Raw genomic sequence first — 19,848 nt, 5'->3', positions numbered from 1 at the left:
TATTGCACGTGCCCTGCGCACGCTTGCCCGCGTTCAGGCGGGAAACACGCCCGTGGACAGGTAGCGGTCGCCGCGATCGCAGACGATGAACACGATCGTCGCATTCTCGACCTGACGCGCGATGCGCATCGCGACTTCGCATGCGCCACCGGACGAAATGCCCGCGAAGATGCCTTCGACCGACGCGAGCCGGCGCGCCATCGTTTCCGCCGCGGCCTGGCTCACGTTCTCGACGCGGTCGACGCGGCTGCGATCGAAAATGGTCGGCATGTACGCTTCCGGCCACTTGCGGATGCCCGGAATGCGCGAACCGTCTTCCGGCTGCGCCCCGACGATCTCGATCGCCGGATTCTGTTCCTTCAGATAGTGCGACGTGCCCATGATCGTGCCCGTCGTGCCCATGGCCGACACGAAGTGCGTGATGCGCCCTTCGGTATCGCGCCAGATTTCCGGGCCCGTCGCTTCGTAGTGCGCGATCGGATTGTCGGGGTTCGCGAACTGGTCGAGGATCACGCCCTTGCCTTCGCGCTGCATCTGGTCCGCGAGATCACGTGCCAGCTCCATCCCGCCCTTCACCGGCGTCAGGATGATTTCGGCACCGTAGGCGGCCATGCTCTGGCGGCGCTCGACCGACAGGTCCTCCGGCATGATCAGCACCATCTTGTAGCCACGGATCGCCGCGGCCATCGCGAGTGCGATACCCGTGTTGCCGCTCGTCGCCTCGATCAGCGTATCGCCCGGCTTGATGCGCCCGCGCGCCTCGGCCTTGCTGATCATCGACAGTGCCGGACGATCCTTCACGGAGCCGGCCGGATTGTTGCCTTCGAGCTTCGCGAGCACCACGTTGTTGCGCGCGCGAATCTCGTCGTCCGGCAAGCGGACCAGTTGGACGAGCGGCGTATTGCCGATCGTGTCTTCGATAGTTTTGTAAGCCATGGATATACCGTGAGTACGAGGCCGATCAATCAATCGATTGTAAACCACCAGCGCCGCTGCCCGCGCCGGCAACCCCATTGCGACGATGGAATACGCCTGCCGCGCGACGCGTGGCCGCCGCGTACACCGTGCCCACGCAAAAAACCCGCGGCATGCCGCGGGAAGCCGTCGCAACGACGGCGACTGAAGGAGCTCGTTGTCGACTTCGCGCGACGTGTTACTTCTGCGCGGTGCGGGCGGGCGCAGCCGCGGGCTTGCCGGCCGCCGGCTTGCCCGCGGCCGGCAGCGCGGCACCGGTGCCGGCCGCCCCTATCGTCAGGCCTTCCTGCTGAAGCCGCTCGACGGTATGGCCGCCCATGCCTTTCACGCGTGATGCGAGATCGTCCGCATTCCTGAACGGACCGCGTGCGCCGCGTTCATCGAGAATCGCCTTTGCCCGTGCCGGGCCGATGCCCTTGATGCCGACGAGCGCATCCTCGTTCGCGGTGTTGACATCGACGGCCGCCCAGGCCGACGCGATCGTGCCGAGCATTGCCGCTGCGACCAACCATTTCCTGATCATGTGCTGGATCTCCGATGAATACGGCCGGCGGCTGCCGACCGTGAGACCCAGTCTATCGATGCTACGCTTCCGCTTAAACCTGGCCGGATAGCCAACGCACGTAGCGGTCGACACCTTCCTGCACGGTCAGGAACGGCGCGTCGTAACCGGCCGTGCGCAGCTTCGTCTGGTCGGCCTGCGTGAAGCACTGGTACTTGCCGCGCAACGCATCGGGGAACGGCACGTATTCGATCAGCCCCTGCTCGACCTGCTGCGCGAGCGTCAGCGGCGGCAGGTTGTCGAGCGCGCGCAACGTATTCACGACCGACGACGCGATATCGTTGAACGGCTGCGCGCGGCCGGTGCCGAGGTTGAAGATGCCCGACTTCTCCGGATGATCGAAGAAGAACAGGTTCACCTTCGTCACGTCCTCGACCGACACGAAGTCGCGCGTCTGCTCGCCCGGCGCATAACCGTTGTACTCGCCGAACAGCTTCACCTTGCCTTCCGCGCGGAACTGGTTGAAGTTGTGGAACGCAACCGACGCCATGCGCCCCTTGTGCGTCTCGCGCGGGCCGTACACGTTGAAATAGCGGAAACCGGCGATCTGGCTCTTCGCGCTCGGCAGCACGCGACGGATCACCTGGTCGAACAGGAACTTCGAATAGCCGTAGACGTTCAGCGGCGCCTCGACGTCACGCTCCTCGACGAAACGCGTCGAGCCGCCGTAGATCGCCGCCGACGACGCATACAGGAACTGCGTGCCCTGTGCGAGGCAGGTGTCGAGCACCGCGCGGCTGTAGCGGAAGTTGTTGTCCATCATGTAGCGGCCGTCGGTTTCCATCGTGTCCGAACAGGCGCCTTCGTGGAACACCGCGCGTACCTTGCCGAAATCGCCGCGAGCGAAACGTTCGACGAATTCCGTCTTGTCCAGATAGTCGTCGATCTCGCAATCGACGAGATTCCGGAACTTGTCCGCGCGCGTCAGGTTGTCGACGGCGATGATGCGCGTCTCGCCGCGCGCGTTGAGCGCGTTGACGATGTTCGCGCCGATAAAACCGGCTGCGCCGGTGACGATGAGGGTCATGATCGTCCTGCCTGAAAAGTGCGAGCGATGCGTGGGGCGCGCTTGTCGCGCCACCGCATGCGCTCAGTGAAACAGTTCGTCGTAGTCCACCGTGGCCGTGCCGAGCTTGCCGACCACGATGCCTGCCGCGCGATTCGCGAGCACGACAGCGTCGACGAGCGGCACGCCTGCGCCGAGCATCGTCGCGACCGTCGCGATCACGGTATCGCCCGCGCCCGACACGTCGAACACCTCGCGCGCGAGCGCCGGGGCGTGCAGTTCGCCGGTGGTGGAAAAGAGCGTCATGCCCTCTTCCGAACGCGTGAGCAGCAGCGCGTCGATGTCGAGTTCCGCGCGCAGCTTCGCGACGCGCGCGCGCAGATCGTCTTCCGATTTCCACTGCCCGACCACTTCGCGCAATTCCGCGCGATTCGGCGTGATCAGCGACGCGCCGCGATAGCGTGCCCAGTCGTCGCCCTTCGGATCGACGAGGACGGACTTGCCGGCCGCACGTGCCTTCTCGATCATCGTCGTGACGTGCGTCAGGCCGCCTTTCGCGTAATCCGACATCAGCACGACGTCGTGCTGCGGCAGCAGCGAATCGAAGCGCGCGAGACCTGCGAGCAGCACCTCGTGCGTCGGCATCGCCTCGAAGTCGACGCGCAGCAGTTGCTGCTGGCGCGCGAGCACGCGCAGCTTGATCGTGGTCGGCAACGCCGGGTCGCGCTCGAGATGCGGCGTCACGCCGCTGCTGGCGAGCAGCTCGACGATCCGCTCACCGGGCTCGTCGCAACCGACGACGCACAGCAAGCCGGCCTGGCCGCCGAGCGTCACGGCGTTGCGCGCGACGTTGGCCGCACCGCCGAGCCGCTCTTCCTGACGCTGCACATGCACGACCGGCACCGGCGCTTCAGGCGAAATGCGATCGACGTTGCCGAACCAGTAACGGTCGAGCATCACGTCGCCGACGACAAGCACGCGCGAGCGCGCGATCTGCGCACGCGGCACCGGAACGACTTCGCGGAGAGTATTCATCGTGCGGTCAGCCACGGGAAGACGACTGGGGATCGACATACGGCCGGCCGATCGCGTAGTAGTCGATGCCCAGCTCGGCCATCGCGTCCGGCTCGTACAGGTTGCGCCCGTCGAAGATCACCGGCACCTTCAGTTCAGCCTTCAGGCGCGTGAAATCGGGGCTCCGGAATTCCTTCCACTCGGTCACGATCACGAGCGCATCCGCGCCCTTCACGGCGACGTCCTGCGTGTCGACGAGATGCAGCCGCGCCAGCGCGCTCGCGTCATTGCCGAAATCCAGCGCGAACACGCGCCGCGCTTCCTCGATCGCGACCGGATCGTAGGCACGCACGGTCGCACCGCGTGCGAGCAGCGCGGCGATCAGGCGGCGGCTCGGCGCCTCGCGCATGTCATCGGTGTTCGGCTTGAACGCCAGGCCCCACACTGCGAACTCGCGGCCGGTCAGGTCGGCACCGAAGCGCTGCTCGATCTTGCCGATCAGCACGTCCTTCTGCGCATGGTTGGCCGCCTCGACGGCCTCCAGGATACGCAGCGGCTGGCCGTTCTCGCCGGCCGTGCGAATCAGCGCCTGGACGTCCTTCGGGAAGCACGAGCCGCCGTAGCCGACGCCGGCGTACAGGAAGTGATAGCCGATGCGCGGATCGGAGCCGATCCCGCGGCGCACGGCCTCGATGTCGGCGCCGACCTTGTCGGCGAGATTCGACATCTCGTTCATGAACGAGATACGCGTCGCAAGCATCGCGTTCGCCGCGTATTTTGCGAATTCGGCCGAACGCACGTCCATGTAGATCGTGCGCTCGTGGTTGCGGTTGAACGGCGCATAGAGCTTCTTCATCTTCTCGCGCGCGATCGTGCCCGTCTCGTCGTCGTCGACGCCGATGATGATCCGGTCCGGACGCATGAAGTCTTCGACCGCGGCGCCCTCTTTCAGGAACTCCGGGTTCGACACGACCGAGAAGCGGTGCGCGACGCTACCCGCCAGCCCGCGGGCGGCAAGCGCCTCGTCGACCACGCCGCGCACGCGCTGCGCGGTGCCGACCGGCACCGTCGACTTGTCGACGATCACCTTGAAGCCCGTCATATGGCGGCCGATGTTGCGCGCGGCTTCGAGCACGTACTGCAGGTCGGCCGAACCGTCCTCGTCGGGCGGCGTGCCGACCGCGATGAACTGGATCTCGCCGTGCGCGACGCTCGCCTCGATGTCGGTCGAGAAGCGCAGGCGCCCGGCCGCGCGGTTGCGCGCGATGATGTCCAGCAGCCCCGGTTCGTGAATCGGCATCCCGCCGTTGTTCAGGATGTCGATCTTGCGCGGATCGACGTCGAGACAGAAGACGTCGTGACCGATCTCCGCCAGGCAGGCGCCCGTGACGAGACCGACGTAGCCGGTGCCGATGATGGTGATTTTCATAGATGTTCCGGTACTTCCCGGTGATTGACTAACTTGGCCGCCGGGACGAGCCCGGCGACAACCGCAGCGCGTTGGCTCGGCGTGCCGGGATCAGCCCGGCATCGCTGGTTCGACGCGGCGCGGCGCATAGGTTTCCCAGCCGCTGCATCCGGGACACTGCCAATAGAAAAGCCGTGCCCGGAAGCCACAATTCTGGCACGTATACCGTGGCAGATTCTTCGTGCGCTGCTTGATCAGCGCACGCATCATTTCAAGTTCCTTGCGACGCGGTTCGTCGGCCGCCGCGATTTGCGCATCGAGCAGATGCAGCATCCCTGACAGGTTCGGCGACTTCTCCATCTGCGTGCGCGCGAGCGTGTGCGCCGCGTCCTGGCCACGCAACCCCGCGATGTGCTGGTACGCGATGTCGAGCAGGTCGTTCGACGGATAGCGATCGATATACCCCATCAGCAGCTCGGCGCCTTCGGCGTTCTTGCCGAGCGCGACGTACGCCTTCATCAGCTTGTCGGCGACGAGCGGCAGATACGCCGGATTCTGCGCTTCGACGCGCTTCCAGTGCTCGATCGCAGCCGCGTGATTGCCCTCCGCTTCCGCCGCGTCGCCGGACAGGACCGTCGCGCGAACGTTCTGCGGGTTCACGGCCAGCGCCAGGCGCAGCTGTTCGGCGGCCGCTGCCGCGTTCTTGCGTTGCAGCGCGTCCTGCGCGAGTTCGCAGTGGAACTGAGCGATTTCGACGCCAAGCGGCTTGTCGCTCATCGACTCGATGCGCTTCGCCGTATCGATCGACTTGTTCCAGTCCTTCTCGATCTCGTAGATCGTCAGCAGCGCCCGCTGCGCGCCGAGCGCGTAATCGCCGTCGGCGAGCTTGTGGAACGCCTCCTCGGCACGATCGAGCAGGCCGGCTTTCAGGAAATCCTGGCCAAGCTCGTACAACGCGTGGTCGCGCTCGTTGACCGGCAGGTCCGTGCGGCTCAGCAGGTTCTGATGCACCCGGATCGCGCGGTCGGTTTCACCGCGGCGGCGAAACAGGTTGCCGAGCGCGAAGTGCAGCTCGACCGTCTCGGGGTCGAGCTTGGCGACCTCGATGAACGCGTCGATCGCCTTGTCAGGTTGTTCGTTCAACAGAAAATTCAGGCCGCGAAAATACGATCGCGGCAGGTTGGCACTCTCCGACAGGAGATTCTTCAGGTCATAGCGTGACGCCGCCCAACCGAGCGCGAACGCGACCGGAATCGCGAGCAACCACCAGAAATCCAGATCCATGCGAAATATCGAAGCAGAGACGAAAACCGCGCGATGATCGCGCGGCGTCCGTGTTAAATGACGGGCGGCATCGGCGGCTGGTCGATGACGGCCGGCGTTTCGCGCGCCGCGCGCAGATCGCGCTTCAGGCGCCCGTTCTCGAGGCGCAGGCGGAAGATCGAAGGCAGCACGGACAGCAAGCCGGCCAGCAGCCCCACGGCGAAGAACGCCAGGCCGAGCAGGATCAGCGGCGCTTGCCATGAAAAGCCGGCAACGAAATTCAGCGTCGCGGTTTGCGTATTGGCCAGCGCAAGCACCAGCAGCAGTACGAACACCAATACCCGGATCAGCCAGACGATAAACTTCATGAAGCCCTCTCTTTGTTGAGGTTTGCCGCGGCGCGCGACTCCCCTTCGTCGCACCGAATCGACCCGTATTGTAAAGGAAGCGTTTCCGCGGCTGCGCACATCCTGCGCTCACCCGTTACGCCGCCCGTGCTGGAAATGAAAAAAGCGCCCGCAAGGGGCGCTTTTCTTTTCAGCCTTCGCCGGATGGGTTCCGGGCAAACCGGATGACGCTCAACGCTCGTCGTCCGGATCGTCAGCCTTCAGCGGTTCACCGGCGCGGCCGTCGACGCGTTCACGCAATTCCTTGCCAGGCTTGAAGTGCGGCACGAACTTCTCGGGCACCTGCACTTTCTCCCCCGACTTCGGGTTGCGTCCGACGCGCGCCGGGCGACGGTTGAGGCCAAAGCTGCCGAAACCCCGAATTTCGATACGATGCCCTTTCGCCAGGGCGTCAGACATCGCATCGAGCATCGTTTTCACCGCGAAATCCGCATCCTTGAGGACAAGTTGCGGAAATCGCGATGCCAGCTGCGCGACCAACTCGGATTTGGTCATACTTCAGCAGACCTCGTGAGGCTTACTGGTTCTGGCCGTCGAGCTTCGCCTTCAGCAGCGCGCCGAGGTTGGTCGTACCGGTCGCAGCCGAGCTGGAGTCCGACTGCAGGCCGCGGATCGCTTCCTGTTGCTCAGCCGAATCCTTCGCCTTGATCGACAGGTTGATGCCGCGCGACTTGCGATCGATGTTGATCACCATCGCGTTGACCTTGTCGCCTTCCTTCAGCACGTTGCGTGCATCTTCGACGCGATCCTGCGAGATTTCCGACGCGCGCAGGTAGCCTTCGATGTCGCCCGTCAGCGTGATGACCGCACCCTTCGCATCGACCGTCTTCACGACGCCGTCGACGATCGAGCCCTTGTCGTTCATTGCAACGTAGTTGCTGAACGGGTCGCCTTCGAGCTGCTTGATGCCGAGCGAAATACGCTCCTTCTCGACGTCGATACCGAGCACGATTGCTTCGACTTCGTCGCCCTTCTTGTACTTGCGAACGGCTTCTTCGCCGGTTTCGCTCCACGACAGGTCCGACAGGTGGACCAGGCCGTCGATGCCGCCCGGCAGACCGATGAACACGCCGAAGTCGGTGATCGACTTGATTGCGCCCGTGATCTTGTCGCCCTTCTTGAAGTTGCGGCTGAAGTCATCCCACGGATTCGGCTTGCACTGCTTCATGCCGAGGCTGATACGACGACGGTCTTCGTCGATCTCGAGGACCATGACTTCGACTTCGTCGCCCAGCTGGACAACCTTCGACGGAGCAACGTTCTTGTTGGTCCAGTCCATTTCCGACACGTGGACGAGGCCTTCGATCCCCGATTCCACTTCGACGAATGCGCCGTAGTCGGTGATGTTCGTGACCTTGCCGAACAGGCGCGTGCCCGACGGGTAACGGCGCGAGATGCCTTCCCACGGATCGTCGCCCAGTTGCTTGATGCCCAGCGAGACGCGGTTCTTCTCTTGGTCGAACTTGAGGATCTTCGCGGTGACTTCCTGGCCAACCGACAGGACTTCGCTCGGGTGACGCACACGACGCCATGCGATGTCGGTGATGTGCAGCAGGCCGTCGATGCCGCCGAGGTCGACGAACGCGCCGTAGTCGGTGATGTTCTTGACCACGCCGTTGACGATCGCGCCTTCCTTCAGCGTCTCGAGCAGCTTCGCGCGCTCTTCGCCTTGGGTTGCTTCGATCACTGCACGACGCGACAGCACGACGTTGTTACGCTTGCGATCGAGCTTGATCACGCGGAACTCGAGCGTCTTGCCTTCGTACGGGGTCGTGTCCTTGACCGGACGCGTGTCGACCAGCGAACCCGGCAGGAACGCGCGGATGCCGTTGACCATCACGGTCATGCCGCCCTTCACCTTGCCGGTGATCGTGCCGGTGACGAGTTCGTTGTTGTCGAGAGCCTTTTCCAGCGACAGCCACGATGCAAGGCGCTTCGCCTTGTCGCGCGACAGGATCGTGTCGCCGTAGCCGTTTTCGAGTGCGTCGATCGCGACGGACACGAAATCGCCCGACTGCACCTCAACCTCGCCCTGATCGTTCAGGAATTCCTCGATCGGAATGTAAGCCTCGGACTTCAGGCCTGCATTGACGACCACGAAGTTGTGGTCGACGCGCACGACTTCGGCGGAAATCACTTCGCCGGCGCGCATGTCTTGGCGGGTCAGCGACTCTTCGAACAGAGCCGCGAAAGATTCAGTATTCGGGGTAGAGGTTTGCAGGTCGGACATAAAAATCTGATTGTGCATGGATCGCTGTGCCACGCCGGCCGGAATGGCAGGCTGAAAGGGCCAGATCGAGGTCCACACGGGGTTAAGGGTTCGAAACACGCTCCGCACTTATGCGCGGAGCACCTACCGCTACCCGCCTTCTCAGGCGGGCTGGCCGAGCGCCCGGTACCACTGCAGCACCTGATCGACGGCTTCATCGACCGAAAGTGCCGACGTATCGAGCAGCTTGGCATCTGCCGCGGGCTTCAGCGGCGCGGCCGCGCGATTGCTGTCGCGCGCGTCACGTTCACGAAGATCCCGGAGCAAGTCATCTATATTAGCAGAAAAACCTTTTTGCATCAATTGCTTATGCCGTCTGGTCGCGCGCGCCTCGGCGCTGGCCGTCAGGAACACCTTCAGCACGGCGTCCGGGAAGATCACGGTGCCCATGTCGCGCCCGTCTGCAACGAGGCCCGGCGTCTTGCGGAACGCGCGCTGGCGCGCGACGAGCGCGGTGCGCACCGGCCCGTGCACGGCGATCGCCGATGCGCGGTTGCCGACCGCTTCGGCGCGGATGTCGTTCGACACATCGACGCCGTCGAGCTGCGCGCAGCCTTCGCGGAACGTGATGTGGAGATCGTCGATCAGCTTCACGAGTGCATCGATGTCGTCGGCCGCGATGTCGTAGCGCACGCTCGCCAGCGCCGCGAGACGGTACAGCGCGCCGCTGTCGAGCAGGTGGAAGCCGAGATGCGCGGCGACGAGCGCGGCGACGGTGCCCTTGCCGGAAGCAGTCGGGCCGTCGATCGTGATGACAGGGGTCGGGTGAAAGGGTCGGGTCGATTTCATCGGAACAATCAGGTCAGGCTTTGGCGAGCGCGGCGAAGCGGTCGAAATAGTCGGGGAACGTCTTGCCGACGCACTTCGGGTCGTTGATCCGCACGGGCACGCCGCCCAGGCTGACGAGCGAGAAGCACATCGCCATCCGGTGGTCGTCGTACGTGTCGATCGCCGCGTTCGGCGTGAGCTTTTCCGGCGGCGTGACGACGAGATAGTCGGGGCCTTCCTCGACGATCGCACCGACCTTGCGCAGCTCGGTCGCCATCGCGGCGATGCGGTCGGTTTCCTTCACGCGCCAGCTGGCGATGTTGCGCAGCGTGCTCGTGCCGTTCGCGAACAGCGCCGCGACCGCGATGGTCATCGCCGCATCGGGGATCAGGTTGAAGTCCATGTCGATCGGCTCGAGCTTGCCGTGGTCGTGGCCGATGCCGCGCACGTCGATCCAGTCGTCGCCCATCGTCACGTTCGCGCCCATCTGCATCAGCGCATTCGCGAAGCCGACATCGCCCTGGATGCTCGCACGCCCCACGCCTTCGACGCGCAGCGGGCCGCCGCCAAGCGCGCCGGCCGCGAGGAAGTACGACGCGGACGACGCGTCGCCCTCGACCATGATCCGGCCCGGCGAGCGATAGCGGACGCCGGCCGGCACGACGAAGCGCTGCCAGCCGTCGCGCTCGACGGTCACGCCGAAGCGCTCCATCAACCGGATCGTGATGTCGATGTACGGCTTCGAGATCAGTTCGCCGTCGACCTCGACGACGGTCTTGCCGTCCTTCGCCTTCACGAGCGGCAGCGTCATCAGCAACGCCGTGAGGAACTGGCTCGACACGTCACCGCGCACGCGGATCGGTGCGTCGACGGAAACCGTCGCGGGCTTGATCCGCAGCGGCGGGTAGCCTTCGTTCAGCTCGTAGTCGATCTGCGCGCCGATCTGCCGCAAGCCGTCGACGAGATCGCCGATCGGCCGCTCGTGCATGCGCGGCACGCCATGCACGCGATAGTCGCCGCCGTTCACCGCGAGCGCGGCGGTCAGCGGCCGCACGGCCGTGCCCGCGTTGCCGAGGAACAGGTCGGCCGTCTTCGCGGTGAATGCGCCGCGCGTGCCCGTGACGACACAGGTGTCGCCATCGCGCGCGAGCTTCACGCCGAGCTTGCCGAGTGCGTCGAGCATCACGCGCGTGTCGTCGGAGTCGAGCAGATTGGTGATCGTCGTTTCGCCTTCGGCAAGCGCCGCGAGCAACAGCACGCGGTTCGAAATGCTCTTCGAGCCGGGCAGGCGCACGGTGCCCGATGCGCTGGAGTATGGGCCGAGATCGAGATAGTCCATGGGAATCGTCCTGTTATTTCTTGATCGGTTCGGCAGCGGGCGTACCGCCGCGCTCCTGCCATGCCTTGCGCGCGGCACGCGAGCGCGTGAACACGGCTTCGAGCGCCGCGCCGTCGCCGGCGTCGATCGCCGCGCGCAGCCGTGTGAGCACGCGCGTGTAGCCATCGAGTTCGTCGAGCAGCGCCGCGCGGTTCGCGACACACACGTCGCGCCACATCTCCGGGCTCGACGCAGCGATGCGCGTGAAATCGCGGAAGCCGCCCGCCGCGTACGAGAATTTCAGTTCCGCGTCGGCCTCACCGAGGATCTGCTCGACGAGCGCGAACGACAGCACGTGCGGCAGATGGCTGATCGACGCAAACACGCGATCGTGCTGCTCGGTGCTCATCGTGCGCACGTCGGCGCCGGTTTCGCGCCACATCGCGTCGATCCGGGCGACGGATTCGGGCAGGTTCTCCGGCAGCGGGCACAGCACGACGTTGCGGCCGACATACAGATCCGGCAACGCGGCCTCGACGCCGCTCGACTCGCGACCGGCAATCGGATGCCCCGGTACGAACTGCGCGATGCGCGCGCCGAGCGCTTCGCGCGCGGCCGCGACGACATCGGACTTGGTGCTACCCGCATCGGTGACGATCGTCGCCGCCTCAAGCCACGGCGCGATGCGCGCGAGCAACGGGCCCGTCTGTGCGACGGGTGCCGCCAGCAGCACGAGATCGGCGCCTGCCAGCGCGTCGCGCAATTGCGCGTCGTCGTCGAGCGCTGCCGCGCGGTCGATCACGCCGAGCGCGAGCGCGCGCTCGACCGACGTACGCGAACGGCCCACGCCGACGACCTCGCCCGCGCTGCCCGGCGCGCGCTCGCGCAGCGCGCGGGCCAGCGATCCGCCGATCAGGCCGACGCCGAAGATGACCAGTTTGTTGAATGCAAAGCCTGACACGACAAGAGCCAAGTTACGCGCGCAGGGCGACACCCCACACGCGGAATTCCAGATTCCGGGCAACGGGCTCGCATCCGGCGCAAGCTGCGCCGGACACCGCCCGAACCCGCCTTCGGCAGCACCGACCGGCCTGCCCTGCCCGCCTGGCCGCAACGCCTGCTCGAACAGGCGACGGGCCGCCGCGCATCAGCGTGCGCGCGGATACGAACCGAGTACCTTCAGGAACGCAGCCTTCTGGCCGAGTTCCGCGAGCGCGGCCGCCACCGCCGCATCGTCCCGGTGCCCTTCGATGTCGATGTAGAAGTAGTACTCCCACGTGCCGACGCGCGCCGGGCGCGACTCGAAGCGCGTCATCGACACGCCGTGCCGCGCGAGCGGCTCGAGCAGCTTGAACACGGCGCCCGGCTCGTTCTTCACCGACACGATCAGCGACGTCTGGTCGTGACCGCTTTGGCCGGCCGGCTGCTTGCCGATGATGACGAAGCGCGTGCGGTTGTGCGGATCGTCCTGGATCAGCGAGAACGCGATCTGCAAGCCGTAGTGTGCGGCCGCGCGGTCGCCCGCGATCGCCGCGACGGTCGGATCGGCCGCCGCGAGACGCGCGGCCTCCGCGTTGCTCGCCACCGCCTGCCGCTCGAGCTGCGGCGCATTCGCCGCGAGCCACTGCTGGCATTGCGCGAGCGCCTGCGCATGCGCGCAGACGCGCTTCACACCGTCGAGCGTGCCGCTCTGCGTCAGCAGGTTGTGGTGGATCGGCAGCGCGAGCTCGCCGCTGATCAGCAGTTGCGTCTGCAGCAGCAGGTCGAGCGTGCGTGACACGGCGCCTTCGGTCGAATTCTCAACCGGCGCGATGCCGAACGCAGACGCGCCGGCCTCGACCGAACGGAACACCTCGTCGATCGACGGGCACGGCAGCCCTTCGATCGACTGGCCGAAATACTCGAGCATCGCCTGCTCGCTGTACGTGCCGACCGGCCCGAGGAACGCGACGTGGATCGTCTGCTCGAGCGCTCGGCTCGCAGCCATGATCTCGCGCCAGATGGCGCTGATGTGCTCGCTCGCGAGCGGCCCCGCGCTCATGTCCTGCAGCCGCGCGATCACCTGCAGCTCGCGCTCCGGCCGGAACACCGGTGCGTTGAAATGCTTCTTGACCTCGCCCACCTCCAGCGCCACCGCAGCGCGCTGGTTCAGGAGCGAGATCAGCTGCGCATCGATCGCGTCGATGCGATCGCGCAGCGGTTTCAGGCGGGAATTCAGTTCGTCGTCCATGCGTTTTGCCGTGCTGTTTGAACAGCGCCGCCGTCAGGCGCCGCGCTGCTCGAAGTCCTTCATGTACTCGACGAGCGCTTTCACGCCCTCGAGCGGCACCGCGTTGTAGATCGACGCCCGCATGCCGCCGACGGACTTGTGGCCCTTCAGCTGCAGCAGCCCGCGCGCCTTTGCGCCGGCGAGGAAGTCTTCATTGCGCGTTTCGTCGGCCAGGAAAAACGGCACGTTCATCCGCGAACGTGCTGCCGGCTCGACCTTGTTCAGATAGAAACTGCTCGAATCGATCGTGTCGTAGAGCAGCTTCGCCTTCTCGATATTGCGGGCCTCGATCGCTTCGAGACCGCCCTGCCGCTTCAGCCACTGGAATACCAGGCCCGCGATGTAGATCGCGTAGGTGGGCGGCGTGTTGTACAGCGAGTTGTTCGCGGCGATGGTCTTCCATTCGAACGCGGACGGACAGATCGACAGCGCGCGGTCGAGCAGATCCTCGCGCACGATCACGAGCGTCACGCCGGCCATCCCGATGTTCTTCTGCGCGCCGCCGAACAGCACGCCGTACTTCGCGACGTCCATCGGACGCGACAGGATGTGCGACGAGACATCCGCGACCAGCGGCACGTCGCCGAGATCGGGAATCTCGAACGTCTCGACGCCGTCGATCGTCTCGTTGGTGCACAGATGCACGTAGGCCGGATCGTCCGACAGCTGCCATTCGGCGCGCGCGGGCGCACGCGTGAAGCCGTCTTCCGTCTTGCCGGTCGCGGCGAGATGTGGCGTACCGTATTTCTTCGCTTCGCTGAACGACTTCTGCGACCACGAACCCGTGACGACGAAGTCGGCCGTCTTGCGCGACCCGAGCAGGTTCATCGGCACGATCGCGTTTTCCGCGATACCGCCGCCCTGCAGGAACAGGATCCGGTGGCTGGCCGGCACGCCGAGCAGGTCGCGCAGGTCGGTCAGCGCGGCCTCGTGGATCGACATGAATTCCTTGCCGCGATGGCTCATCTCCATCACGCTCATGCCGCTGCCGTGCCAGTCGAGCATTTCGTCGGCAGCTTGCCGCAGCACTTCCTCGGGCATCGCCGCGGGGCCGGCAGAGAAATTAAAGACGCGCATCGTGAAGACCTCGGAGGGACGCGACCGGCTCGCTGCCGGCAGAACGCGCCAGAAAAGAAATGGCCGCTTGCGCTCACGCGCAAACGGCCATTATCGCACTGTCGTCAGGCTCCCGCCAAACCCGGCCGAACGGCCGGGGGCGTGCCCGGACGGCTTTACTTGCCCGGCTTGACTGCTGCGACTTCCTTGTCAGCCTGCGTGCGCGTTGCCTGGATAGCTTGCGGCATGTACTTCTGCATCAGGCCGTTGACCACGTCGCGACCGACCTGATCCTGAACCTGGATGAACTTGCGGCCCGTCGGGCTCTTGTAGAACGTCGTCAGATCCTTGATCTCCGACGTGCTGTAGTACTTCGCGTAGGCGTCGTACTGAGCCGACATTGCGTCGTTCTGGAACTGTTGCGTGCCGAACACCTTGCCTGCGCCGTCAACCAGCTTCGGCACCGCGTTCTTTTGCAGCGTCGGAACGGCAGCCTGCTTCTGCTTGTCGTTCAGCGTCTTGTTTTCCGACAGCGCGTCCGACAGGATCGCCGGGACGAGTTGCTTGGCCTGCATTTCGGCGCTGTTGCCGATTGCCGACACGAGCTTCGGCGCGTCGATCGCGTCGAGCAGATCCTTGATCGCTGCCTTCTTGTCGGCGTCGATCGGCGCAGCTGCTGCCGGAGCTGCCGGTGCGGAATTCGACAGCGCTTGCGCCATCGCGAACGTCGGCACCAGTGCAGCCAGCAGAACCAGTTGCTTGAATTGCTTTTGCATCATCACTCCCTTTTGGAAATATGAATGGTTGCTCGCCGGCCGCGGCGCTTCGCGCCCGCGGCGGCTAGAGTCTCATCCGTTCTTCAGGCTTCGCCGTCCGACGCCTCGTCGGCCTCGCCGTCACCCTCCTCGGCCTCCGCGATCTGCTGCAGGCCAGAGAGCTTGGTACCCTCATCGAGACTGATGAGTGTAACACCTTGCGTGGCACGCCCCATCTCGCGAATCTCCGAGACACGGGTGCGAATCAACACACCGGCCGTCGTGATCAGCATGATCTGATCTTCGGCATCGACGAGCGTTGCGGCCACGACCTTGCCGTTGCGCTCGGACGTCTGGATCGCGATCATACCCTTCGTGCCGCGGCCGTGACGCGTGTACTCGGTGATCGGCGTGCGCTTGCCGTAGCCGTTCTCGGTCGCGGTGAGCACCGTCTGCTCTTCGCTGCCGGCGACCAGCAGCGCGATAACCTGCTGCCCGTCCTCAAGCTGCATGCCGCGCACGCCGCGCGCCTCGCGGCCCATCGGACGCACGTCGTTCTCGTCGAAGCGCACGGCCTTGCCGGAGTCCGAGAACAGCATCACGTCGTGCGCGCCGTCGGTGATCGACGCACCGATCAGGTAGTCGCCTTCGTCGAGGCCGACCGCGATGATGCCCTTCTTCATCGGACGGCTGAACGCCTCGAGCGGCGTCTTCTTCACGGTGCCGAGCGACGTCGCCATGAAGATGAACTTGTCGGCCGAGAATTCCTTGACCGGCAGCACGACGTTGATCTTCTCGCCTTCCTGCAGCGGGAACATGTTGACGATCGGGCGGCCGCGCGAGTTGCGCGAGCCCTGCGGCACTTCATAGACCTTGACCCAGTACACGCGGCCGCGGTTCGAGAAGCACAGGATGTAGTCGTGCGTGTTCGCGATGAACAGCGTCTCGATCCAGTCGTCTTCCTTCATCTGCGTCGCCTGCTTGCCGCGACCGCCGCGCTTCTGCGCACGGTACTCGGACAGCGGCTGCGACTTCACGTAGCCCGCATGCGACATCGTGACGACCATGTCCTGCGGCGTGATCAGATCTTCGGTGTTCAGCTCGGTCGCGTTCAGCTCGATCTTCGAGCGGCGCGCGTCGCCGAACTCGGCCTTCACCGAGGTCAGCTCCTCGCCGATCATCGTCGTGATCCGCTCGGGGCGCGCGAGGATGTCCAGCAGGTCGGCGATCTGCGCCATCACTTCGCGGTACTCGCCGATGATCTTGTCCTGCTCGAGGCCGGTCAGGCGCTGCAGACGCATCTGCAGGATTTCCTGGGCCTGCGTGTCGGACAGGCGGTACAGCCCGTCGACCTGCATGCCGAACGCCGGGTTCAGGCCTTCCGGACGGTACGCGGAACGGCCGCCGGCCGCCGCGTTCTCGCTCTCGGCGCGCGTGAGCATCTCGCGCACGAGCGACGAATCCCACGGCTTCGCCATCAACTCCGCCTTCGCGATCGGCGGCGTCGGCGCGGCCTTGATGATCGCGATGAACTCGTCGATGTTCGCGAGCGCGACCGCGAGACCTTCGAGCACGTGGCCGCGTTCACGGGCCTTGCGCAGTTCGTAGATCGTGCGGCGAGTCAGCACTTCGCGTCGATGCGACAGGAAGCACTGCAGGATTTCCTTCAGGTTCAGCAGCTTCGGCTGGCCGTCGACGAGCGCGACCATGTTCATGCCGAACGTGTCCTGGAGCTGGGTCGCCTTATACAGGTTGTTCAGCACCACTTCCGGCACTTCGCCGCGCTTGAGCTCGATCACGACACGCATGCCGCTCTTGTCGGACTCGTCCCGGATGTCGGAGATGCCTTCGAGCTTCTTCTCGTTGACGAGCTCGGCGATCCGCTCGAGCAGCGACCGCTTGTTCACCTGGTACGGCAGCTCGTCGACGATGATCGCCATCCGCTGGCCGCGGTCGATCTCCTCGAAGTGCGTGGCCGCGCGCATCACGACGCGACCTCGCCCGGTGCGGTAGCCATCGCGCACGCCGGCGACGCCGTAGATGATGCCGGCCGTCGGGAAATCCGGCGCCGGGATGATCTCGATCAGTTCGTCGATCGTCGCTTCCGGGTTGCCCAGCAGGTGCTGGCACGCGTCGACGACTTCGTTCAGGTTGTGCGGCGGAATGTTGGTCGCCATACCGACCGCGATACCCGACGAGCCGTTGATCAGCAGGTTCGGGATGCGCGACGGCAGGACCGACGGCTGCATTTCGTTGCCGTCGTAGTTCGGCTCGAAATCGACCGTTTCCTTGTCGATGTCGGCGAGCAGCTCGTGACCGATCTTCGCCATGCGAATTTCGGTGTAACGCATCGCCGCGGCATTGTCGCCGTCGATCGAGCCGAAGTTGCCCTGCCCGTCGATCAGCATGTAGCGCAGCGAGAAGTCCTGCGCCATCCGCACGATCGTGTCGTAGACCGCGGTGTCGCCGTGAGGGTGGTACTTACCGATCACGTCACCGACGATACGCGCCGACTTCTTGTACGCGCGGTTCCAGTCGTTGTTCAGTTCGTGCATCGCGAACAACACGCGCCGGTGCACGGGCTTCAGGCCATCGCGGACATCCGGGAGGGCACGTCCGACGATCACGCTCATCGCGTAATCGAGATACGAACGGCGCATTTCCTCCTCTAGGGAGGTGGGCAGGGTCTCTTTGGCGAATTGATCCATGTATCCGTATCGTTTCGGAGCGAAGACGGCGAACGCCTTTCGCGTGGGCGCTGCATGCGCAACGCAACGCGAGATTCTAACATGCGCCCATCAGCCGCCAATTCGCCGCCCCCTCTATATATAAATAGCAAAAATCGCAGCACCAGCGAATCGGCCGGAATTGCACACCGCAATCACGCCCGACTCGACATCACAGACGATTGCAACATCGCTTGTTTTTCGCGCACGAGTAAACAACTGCATTCACCGGCGCAATTTCGCCGCCACACTCTTGACAATCTCTAAAAGTTACGGCAGGCCAGTGTTGCGCATGCACCACAAAGTTGAAGCGATCTTGGGGTGGGGAGGATTTTTTTTCGTAGGAAGGGAACGATATGGCAAAATGCCAACGCACTGAAAGTTAGACGCTGCTCGAAGTCTACACAGAGGCGGCGCCGCGTTTTTTGTGCCGCACCAATGTTATACTTCGAGCAATGTATGACTTGTCACCGTCAACAGGCTCGCAGTAAACCTGCGGTAATCTCAATTTCGAGAGGAGAAATATGAATAAACTTTCAAAGCTCGCGTTCATTGCAGCTACCGCAGTTATGGCTGCATCCGCTTCGGCACAGTCGGTGCCGGCGTCGCGTCAAGCCGTCAATGACAACTGGGTCAACGGCACGGGCGAATGGGTGTGGATGAACGGCACGAACGAGCTCTGCTGGCGCGATGCGTTCTGGACGCCGGCCACCGCCAACGCGAAGTGCGATGGCGCACTGGTCGCCCAGGCACCGCAGCCGCCGGTCGCTCCGGTCGCTCCGGCAATCACGAGCCAGAAGATCACGTATCAAGCTGACGCACTGTTCGACTTCGACAAGGCAACGCTCAAGCCGCTGGGCAAGCAAAAGCTGGACGAACTGGCTTCGAAGATCGAAGGCATGAACACGGAAGTGGTCGTCGCAACGGGCTACACGGACCGCATCGGTTCGGACAAGTACAACGACCGTCTGTCGCTGCGCCGTGCGCAAGCCGTGAAGTCGTACCTGGTCAGCAAGGGTGTGCCGGCCAACAAGATCTACACGGAAGGCAAGGGCAAGCGCAACCCGGTTACGACTGGCTGCAACCAGAAGAACCGCAAGCAACTCATCGCCTGCCTCGCACCGGATCGCCGCGTGGAAGTCGAAGTGGTTGGTACGCAGCAAGTGCAGAAGACGACCGTTCCGGCAAACTAAGCCGCGGTTTTCGACTGCTTCAAAGCCCCGCCCCGGCGGGGCTTTTTCTTTGACGCCCGCCCAGGCGCTCGTCGCTTCGCCGCTCGTCCGCTTCTTATATACTCGGGGCTGACGAACCGCAGCACCGCCCTCCTCCCGTAGCCCGTTTGCCGACATGACCAACGCCGATCCGCACGAACTCCAGAAATTCAGCGACCTCGCCCATCGGTGGTGGGATCCGAATGCCGAATTCAAGCCGCTGCACGACCTGAACCCGGTCCGGCTCGGATGGATCGATGCGCATGCGCACCTCGCCGGCAAGCGCGCACTCGACATCGGTTGCGGCGGCGGCATCCTGTCCGAATCGATGGCCGGACTCGGCGCACAAGTGAAAGGCATCGACTTGTCGACTGAAGCGCTTGGCGTCGCCGACCTGCACAGCCTCGAAAGCGGCATCACGGTCGATTACGAGGCCATCGCCGCCGAAGCGATCGCCGCGCGCGAACCGGGCTCCTACGATGTCGTCACGTGCATGGAGATGCTCGAGCACGTACCTTCGCCCGGCGATATCGTCGCCGCGTGCGCGACGCTCGTGAAACCGGGTGGCTGGGTGTTTTTCTCGACGCTGAACCGCAACTTGAAGGCCTACCTGTTCGCCGTGATTGGCGCGGAGTACGTCGCGCAAATGCTGCCCAAGGGCACGCACGACTACGCGCGCTTCATCCGCCCGTCGGAACTGGCCGGCTTCATACGCGCGACGGATCTGCACATCGTGGAGATCAAGGGCATCACGTATCACCCGATCGGCAAGCGCTTCGCGCTGTCGAACGACGCCGACATCAACTACCTCGTCGCGTGCCGCCGCGGCGCGTGACCTTCC

General features: G+C 64.6%; 18 protein-coding genes. 2 read left to right on the top strand and 16 right to left on the bottom strand.

Features of this window, described 5'->3' with window-relative positions; translation table 11 throughout:
* Nucleotides 1-33: 33 nt before the first annotated feature.
* The 16 genes from cysM to gyrA all read right to left on the bottom strand — a co-directional run bounded on the left by cysM (nucleotide 34) and on the right by gyrA (nucleotide 17,778).
* Complete coding sequence (gene cysM / locus BDO18943_RS15540; RefSeq protein WP_011351342.1) at nucleotides 34-936, bottom strand: cysteine synthase CysM; 903 nt, start codon at nucleotides 934-936, stop codon at nucleotides 34-36.
* A 217-nt stretch (nucleotides 937-1,153) separates the two neighbouring features.
* The gene (locus BDO18943_RS15535; RefSeq protein ID WP_043181868.1) at nucleotides 1,154-1,498 is read right to left on the bottom strand and encodes a ComEA family DNA-binding protein; all 345 of its coding nucleotides are present in this window, start codon (nucleotides 1,496-1,498) and stop codon (nucleotides 1,154-1,156) included.
* Between the two features lie 73 nt (nucleotides 1,499-1,571).
* Nucleotides 1,572-2,564, bottom strand: a complete 993-nt coding sequence (gene rfaD, locus BDO18943_RS15530) for an ADP-glyceromanno-heptose 6-epimerase (RefSeq protein ID WP_043181867.1) — start codon at nucleotides 2,562-2,564, stop codon at nucleotides 1,572-1,574.
* Between the two features lie 63 nt (nucleotides 2,565-2,627).
* Nucleotides 2,628-3,578 carry a D-glycero-beta-D-manno-heptose-7-phosphate kinase gene (rfaE1, locus tag BDO18943_RS15525; protein ID WP_175023128.1) on the bottom strand — a complete coding sequence of 317 codons (951 nt, stop codon included), beginning with the start codon at nucleotides 3,576-3,578 and terminating at the stop codon, nucleotides 2,628-2,630.
* Nucleotides 3,579-3,585: 7 nt separating this feature from the next.
* Nucleotides 3,586-4,986 (bottom strand): UDP-glucose dehydrogenase family protein, encoded by a 1,401-nt coding sequence (locus BDO18943_RS15520; RefSeq protein ID WP_175023126.1) that lies wholly within the window; start codon nucleotides 4,984-4,986, stop codon nucleotides 3,586-3,588.
* A gap of 90 nt (nucleotides 4,987-5,076) precedes the next feature.
* Nucleotides 5,077-6,249 (bottom strand): lipopolysaccharide assembly protein LapB, encoded by a 1,173-nt coding sequence (lapB, locus tag BDO18943_RS15515; RefSeq protein ID WP_089450132.1) that lies wholly within the window; start codon nucleotides 6,247-6,249, stop codon nucleotides 5,077-5,079.
* A 53-nt stretch (nucleotides 6,250-6,302) separates the two neighbouring features.
* Nucleotides 6,303-6,596 (bottom strand): LapA family protein, encoded by a 294-nt coding sequence (locus BDO18943_RS15510; RefSeq protein ID WP_175023124.1) that lies wholly within the window; start codon nucleotides 6,594-6,596, stop codon nucleotides 6,303-6,305.
* A 210-nt stretch (nucleotides 6,597-6,806) separates the two neighbouring features.
* The gene (locus BDO18943_RS15505) at nucleotides 6,807-7,130 is read right to left on the bottom strand and encodes an integration host factor subunit beta (RefSeq protein ID WP_006486894.1); all 324 of its coding nucleotides are present in this window, start codon (nucleotides 7,128-7,130) and stop codon (nucleotides 6,807-6,809) included.
* A 22-nt stretch (nucleotides 7,131-7,152) separates the two neighbouring features.
* Complete coding sequence (rpsA, locus tag BDO18943_RS15500) at nucleotides 7,153-8,865, bottom strand: 30S ribosomal protein S1 (RefSeq protein WP_175023122.1); 1,713 nt, start codon at nucleotides 8,863-8,865, stop codon at nucleotides 7,153-7,155.
* 141 nt (nucleotides 8,866-9,006) lie between these two features.
* Entirely contained in the window at nucleotides 9,007-9,693 is a 687-nt protein-coding gene (gene cmk, locus BDO18943_RS15495) for a (d)CMP kinase (protein ID WP_043181860.1), read from the bottom strand.
* A gap of 13 nt (nucleotides 9,694-9,706) precedes the next feature.
* On the bottom strand, nucleotides 9,707-11,011 hold the full coding sequence (gene aroA / locus BDO18943_RS15490) for a 3-phosphoshikimate 1-carboxyvinyltransferase (protein WP_043181857.1): 1,305 nt from the start codon (nucleotides 11,009-11,011) through the stop codon (nucleotides 9,707-9,709).
* 13 nt (nucleotides 11,012-11,024) lie between these two features.
* A complete protein-coding gene (locus tag BDO18943_RS15485) occupies nucleotides 11,025-11,951 on the bottom strand; it encodes a prephenate dehydrogenase (RefSeq protein ID WP_175023120.1) in 927 nt (308 codons plus the stop codon).
* 186 nt (nucleotides 11,952-12,137) lie between these two features.
* A complete protein-coding gene (gene pheA / locus BDO18943_RS15480) occupies nucleotides 12,138-13,220 on the bottom strand; it encodes a prephenate dehydratase (protein WP_043181854.1) in 1,083 nt (360 codons plus the stop codon).
* A gap of 33 nt (nucleotides 13,221-13,253) precedes the next feature.
* On the bottom strand, nucleotides 13,254-14,336 hold the full coding sequence (gene serC / locus BDO18943_RS15475; protein ID WP_043181853.1) for a 3-phosphoserine/phosphohydroxythreonine transaminase: 1,083 nt from the start codon (nucleotides 14,334-14,336) through the stop codon (nucleotides 13,254-13,256).
* 155 nt (nucleotides 14,337-14,491) lie between these two features.
* The gene (locus BDO18943_RS15470) at nucleotides 14,492-15,091 is read right to left on the bottom strand and encodes a DUF2059 domain-containing protein (protein ID WP_011351329.1); all 600 of its coding nucleotides are present in this window, start codon (nucleotides 15,089-15,091) and stop codon (nucleotides 14,492-14,494) included.
* An 83-nt stretch (nucleotides 15,092-15,174) separates the two neighbouring features.
* Nucleotides 15,175-17,778 (bottom strand): DNA gyrase subunit A, encoded by a 2,604-nt coding sequence (gene gyrA / locus BDO18943_RS15465; protein WP_089450129.1) that lies wholly within the window; start codon nucleotides 17,776-17,778, stop codon nucleotides 15,175-15,177.
* 542 nt (nucleotides 17,779-18,320) lie between these two features.
* Here gyrA and ompA point away from each other — a divergent pair.
* Entirely contained in the window at nucleotides 18,321-18,989 is a 669-nt protein-coding gene (gene ompA, locus BDO18943_RS15460) for an outer membrane protein OmpA (protein ID WP_006476579.1), read from the top strand.
* A gap of 154 nt (nucleotides 18,990-19,143) precedes the next feature.
* On the top strand, nucleotides 19,144-19,842 hold the full coding sequence (gene ubiG / locus BDO18943_RS15455; RefSeq protein ID WP_175023118.1) for a bifunctional 2-polyprenyl-6-hydroxyphenol methylase/3-demethylubiquinol 3-O-methyltransferase UbiG: 699 nt from the start codon (nucleotides 19,144-19,146) through the stop codon (nucleotides 19,840-19,842).
* Nucleotides 19,843-19,848 lie beyond the last annotated feature (6 nt).

The sequence above is a fragment of the Burkholderia aenigmatica genome (assembly GCF_902499175.1).
Taxonomy (GTDB): Bacteria; Pseudomonadota; Gammaproteobacteria; order Burkholderiales; family Burkholderiaceae; genus Burkholderia; species Burkholderia aenigmatica.
The sequence above is the reverse complement of the archived record's forward strand: the minus strand, read 5'-3'. Positions and strand labels throughout refer to the sequence as shown.

Bases quoted from the DNA above. Each gene is read 5' to 3' on its own strand.
- BDO18943_RS15470 (WP_011351329.1), bottom strand. From the start codon at position 15,091: ATGCAAAAGCAATTCAAGCAACTGGTTCTGCTGGCTGCACTGGTGCCG.
- rfaD (WP_043181867.1), bottom strand. From the start codon at position 2,564: ATGACCCTCATCGTCACCGGCGCAGCCGGTTTTATCGGCGCGAACATC.
- aroA (WP_043181857.1), bottom strand. From the start codon at position 11,011: ATGGACTATCTCGATCTCGGCCCATACTCCAGCGCATCGGGCACCGTG.
- ubiG (WP_175023118.1), top strand. From the start codon at position 19,144: ATGACCAACGCCGATCCGCACGAACTCCAGAAATTCAGCGACCTCGCC.
- gyrA (WP_089450129.1), bottom strand. From the start codon at position 17,778: ATGGATCAATTCGCCAAAGAGACCCTGCCCACCTCCCTAGAGGAGGAA.
- BDO18943_RS15510 (WP_175023124.1), bottom strand. From the start codon at position 6,596: ATGAAGTTTATCGTCTGGCTGATCCGGGTATTGGTGTTCGTACTGCTG.
- rfaE1 (WP_175023128.1), bottom strand. From the start codon at position 3,578: ATGAATACTCTCCGCGAAGTCGTTCCGGTGCCGCGTGCGCAGATCGCG.
- BDO18943_RS15535 (WP_043181868.1), bottom strand. From the start codon at position 1,498: ATGATCAGGAAATGGTTGGTCGCAGCGGCAATGCTCGGCACGATCGCG.
- rpsA (WP_175023122.1), bottom strand. From the start codon at position 8,865: ATGTCCGACCTGCAAACCTCTACCCCGAATACTGAATCTTTCGCGGCT.
- lapB (WP_089450132.1), bottom strand. From the start codon at position 6,249: ATGGATCTGGATTTCTGGTGGTTGCTCGCGATTCCGGTCGCGTTCGCG.
- pheA (WP_043181854.1), bottom strand. From the start codon at position 13,220: ATGGACGACGAACTGAATTCCCGCCTGAAACCGCTGCGCGATCGCATC.
- BDO18943_RS15505 (WP_006486894.1), bottom strand. From the start codon at position 7,130: ATGACCAAATCCGAGTTGGTCGCGCAGCTGGCATCGCGATTTCCGCAA.
- cysM (WP_011351342.1), bottom strand. From the start codon at position 936: ATGGCTTACAAAACTATCGAAGACACGATCGGCAATACGCCGCTCGTC.
- ompA (WP_006476579.1), top strand. From the start codon at position 18,321: ATGAATAAACTTTCAAAGCTCGCGTTCATTGCAGCTACCGCAGTTATG.
- cmk (WP_043181860.1), bottom strand. From the start codon at position 9,693: ATGAAATCGACCCGACCCTTTCACCCGACCCCTGTCATCACGATCGAC.
- BDO18943_RS15520 (WP_175023126.1), bottom strand. From the start codon at position 4,986: ATGAAAATCACCATCATCGGCACCGGCTACGTCGGTCTCGTCACGGGC.
- serC (WP_043181853.1), bottom strand. From the start codon at position 14,336: ATGCGCGTCTTTAATTTCTCTGCCGGCCCCGCGGCGATGCCCGAGGAA.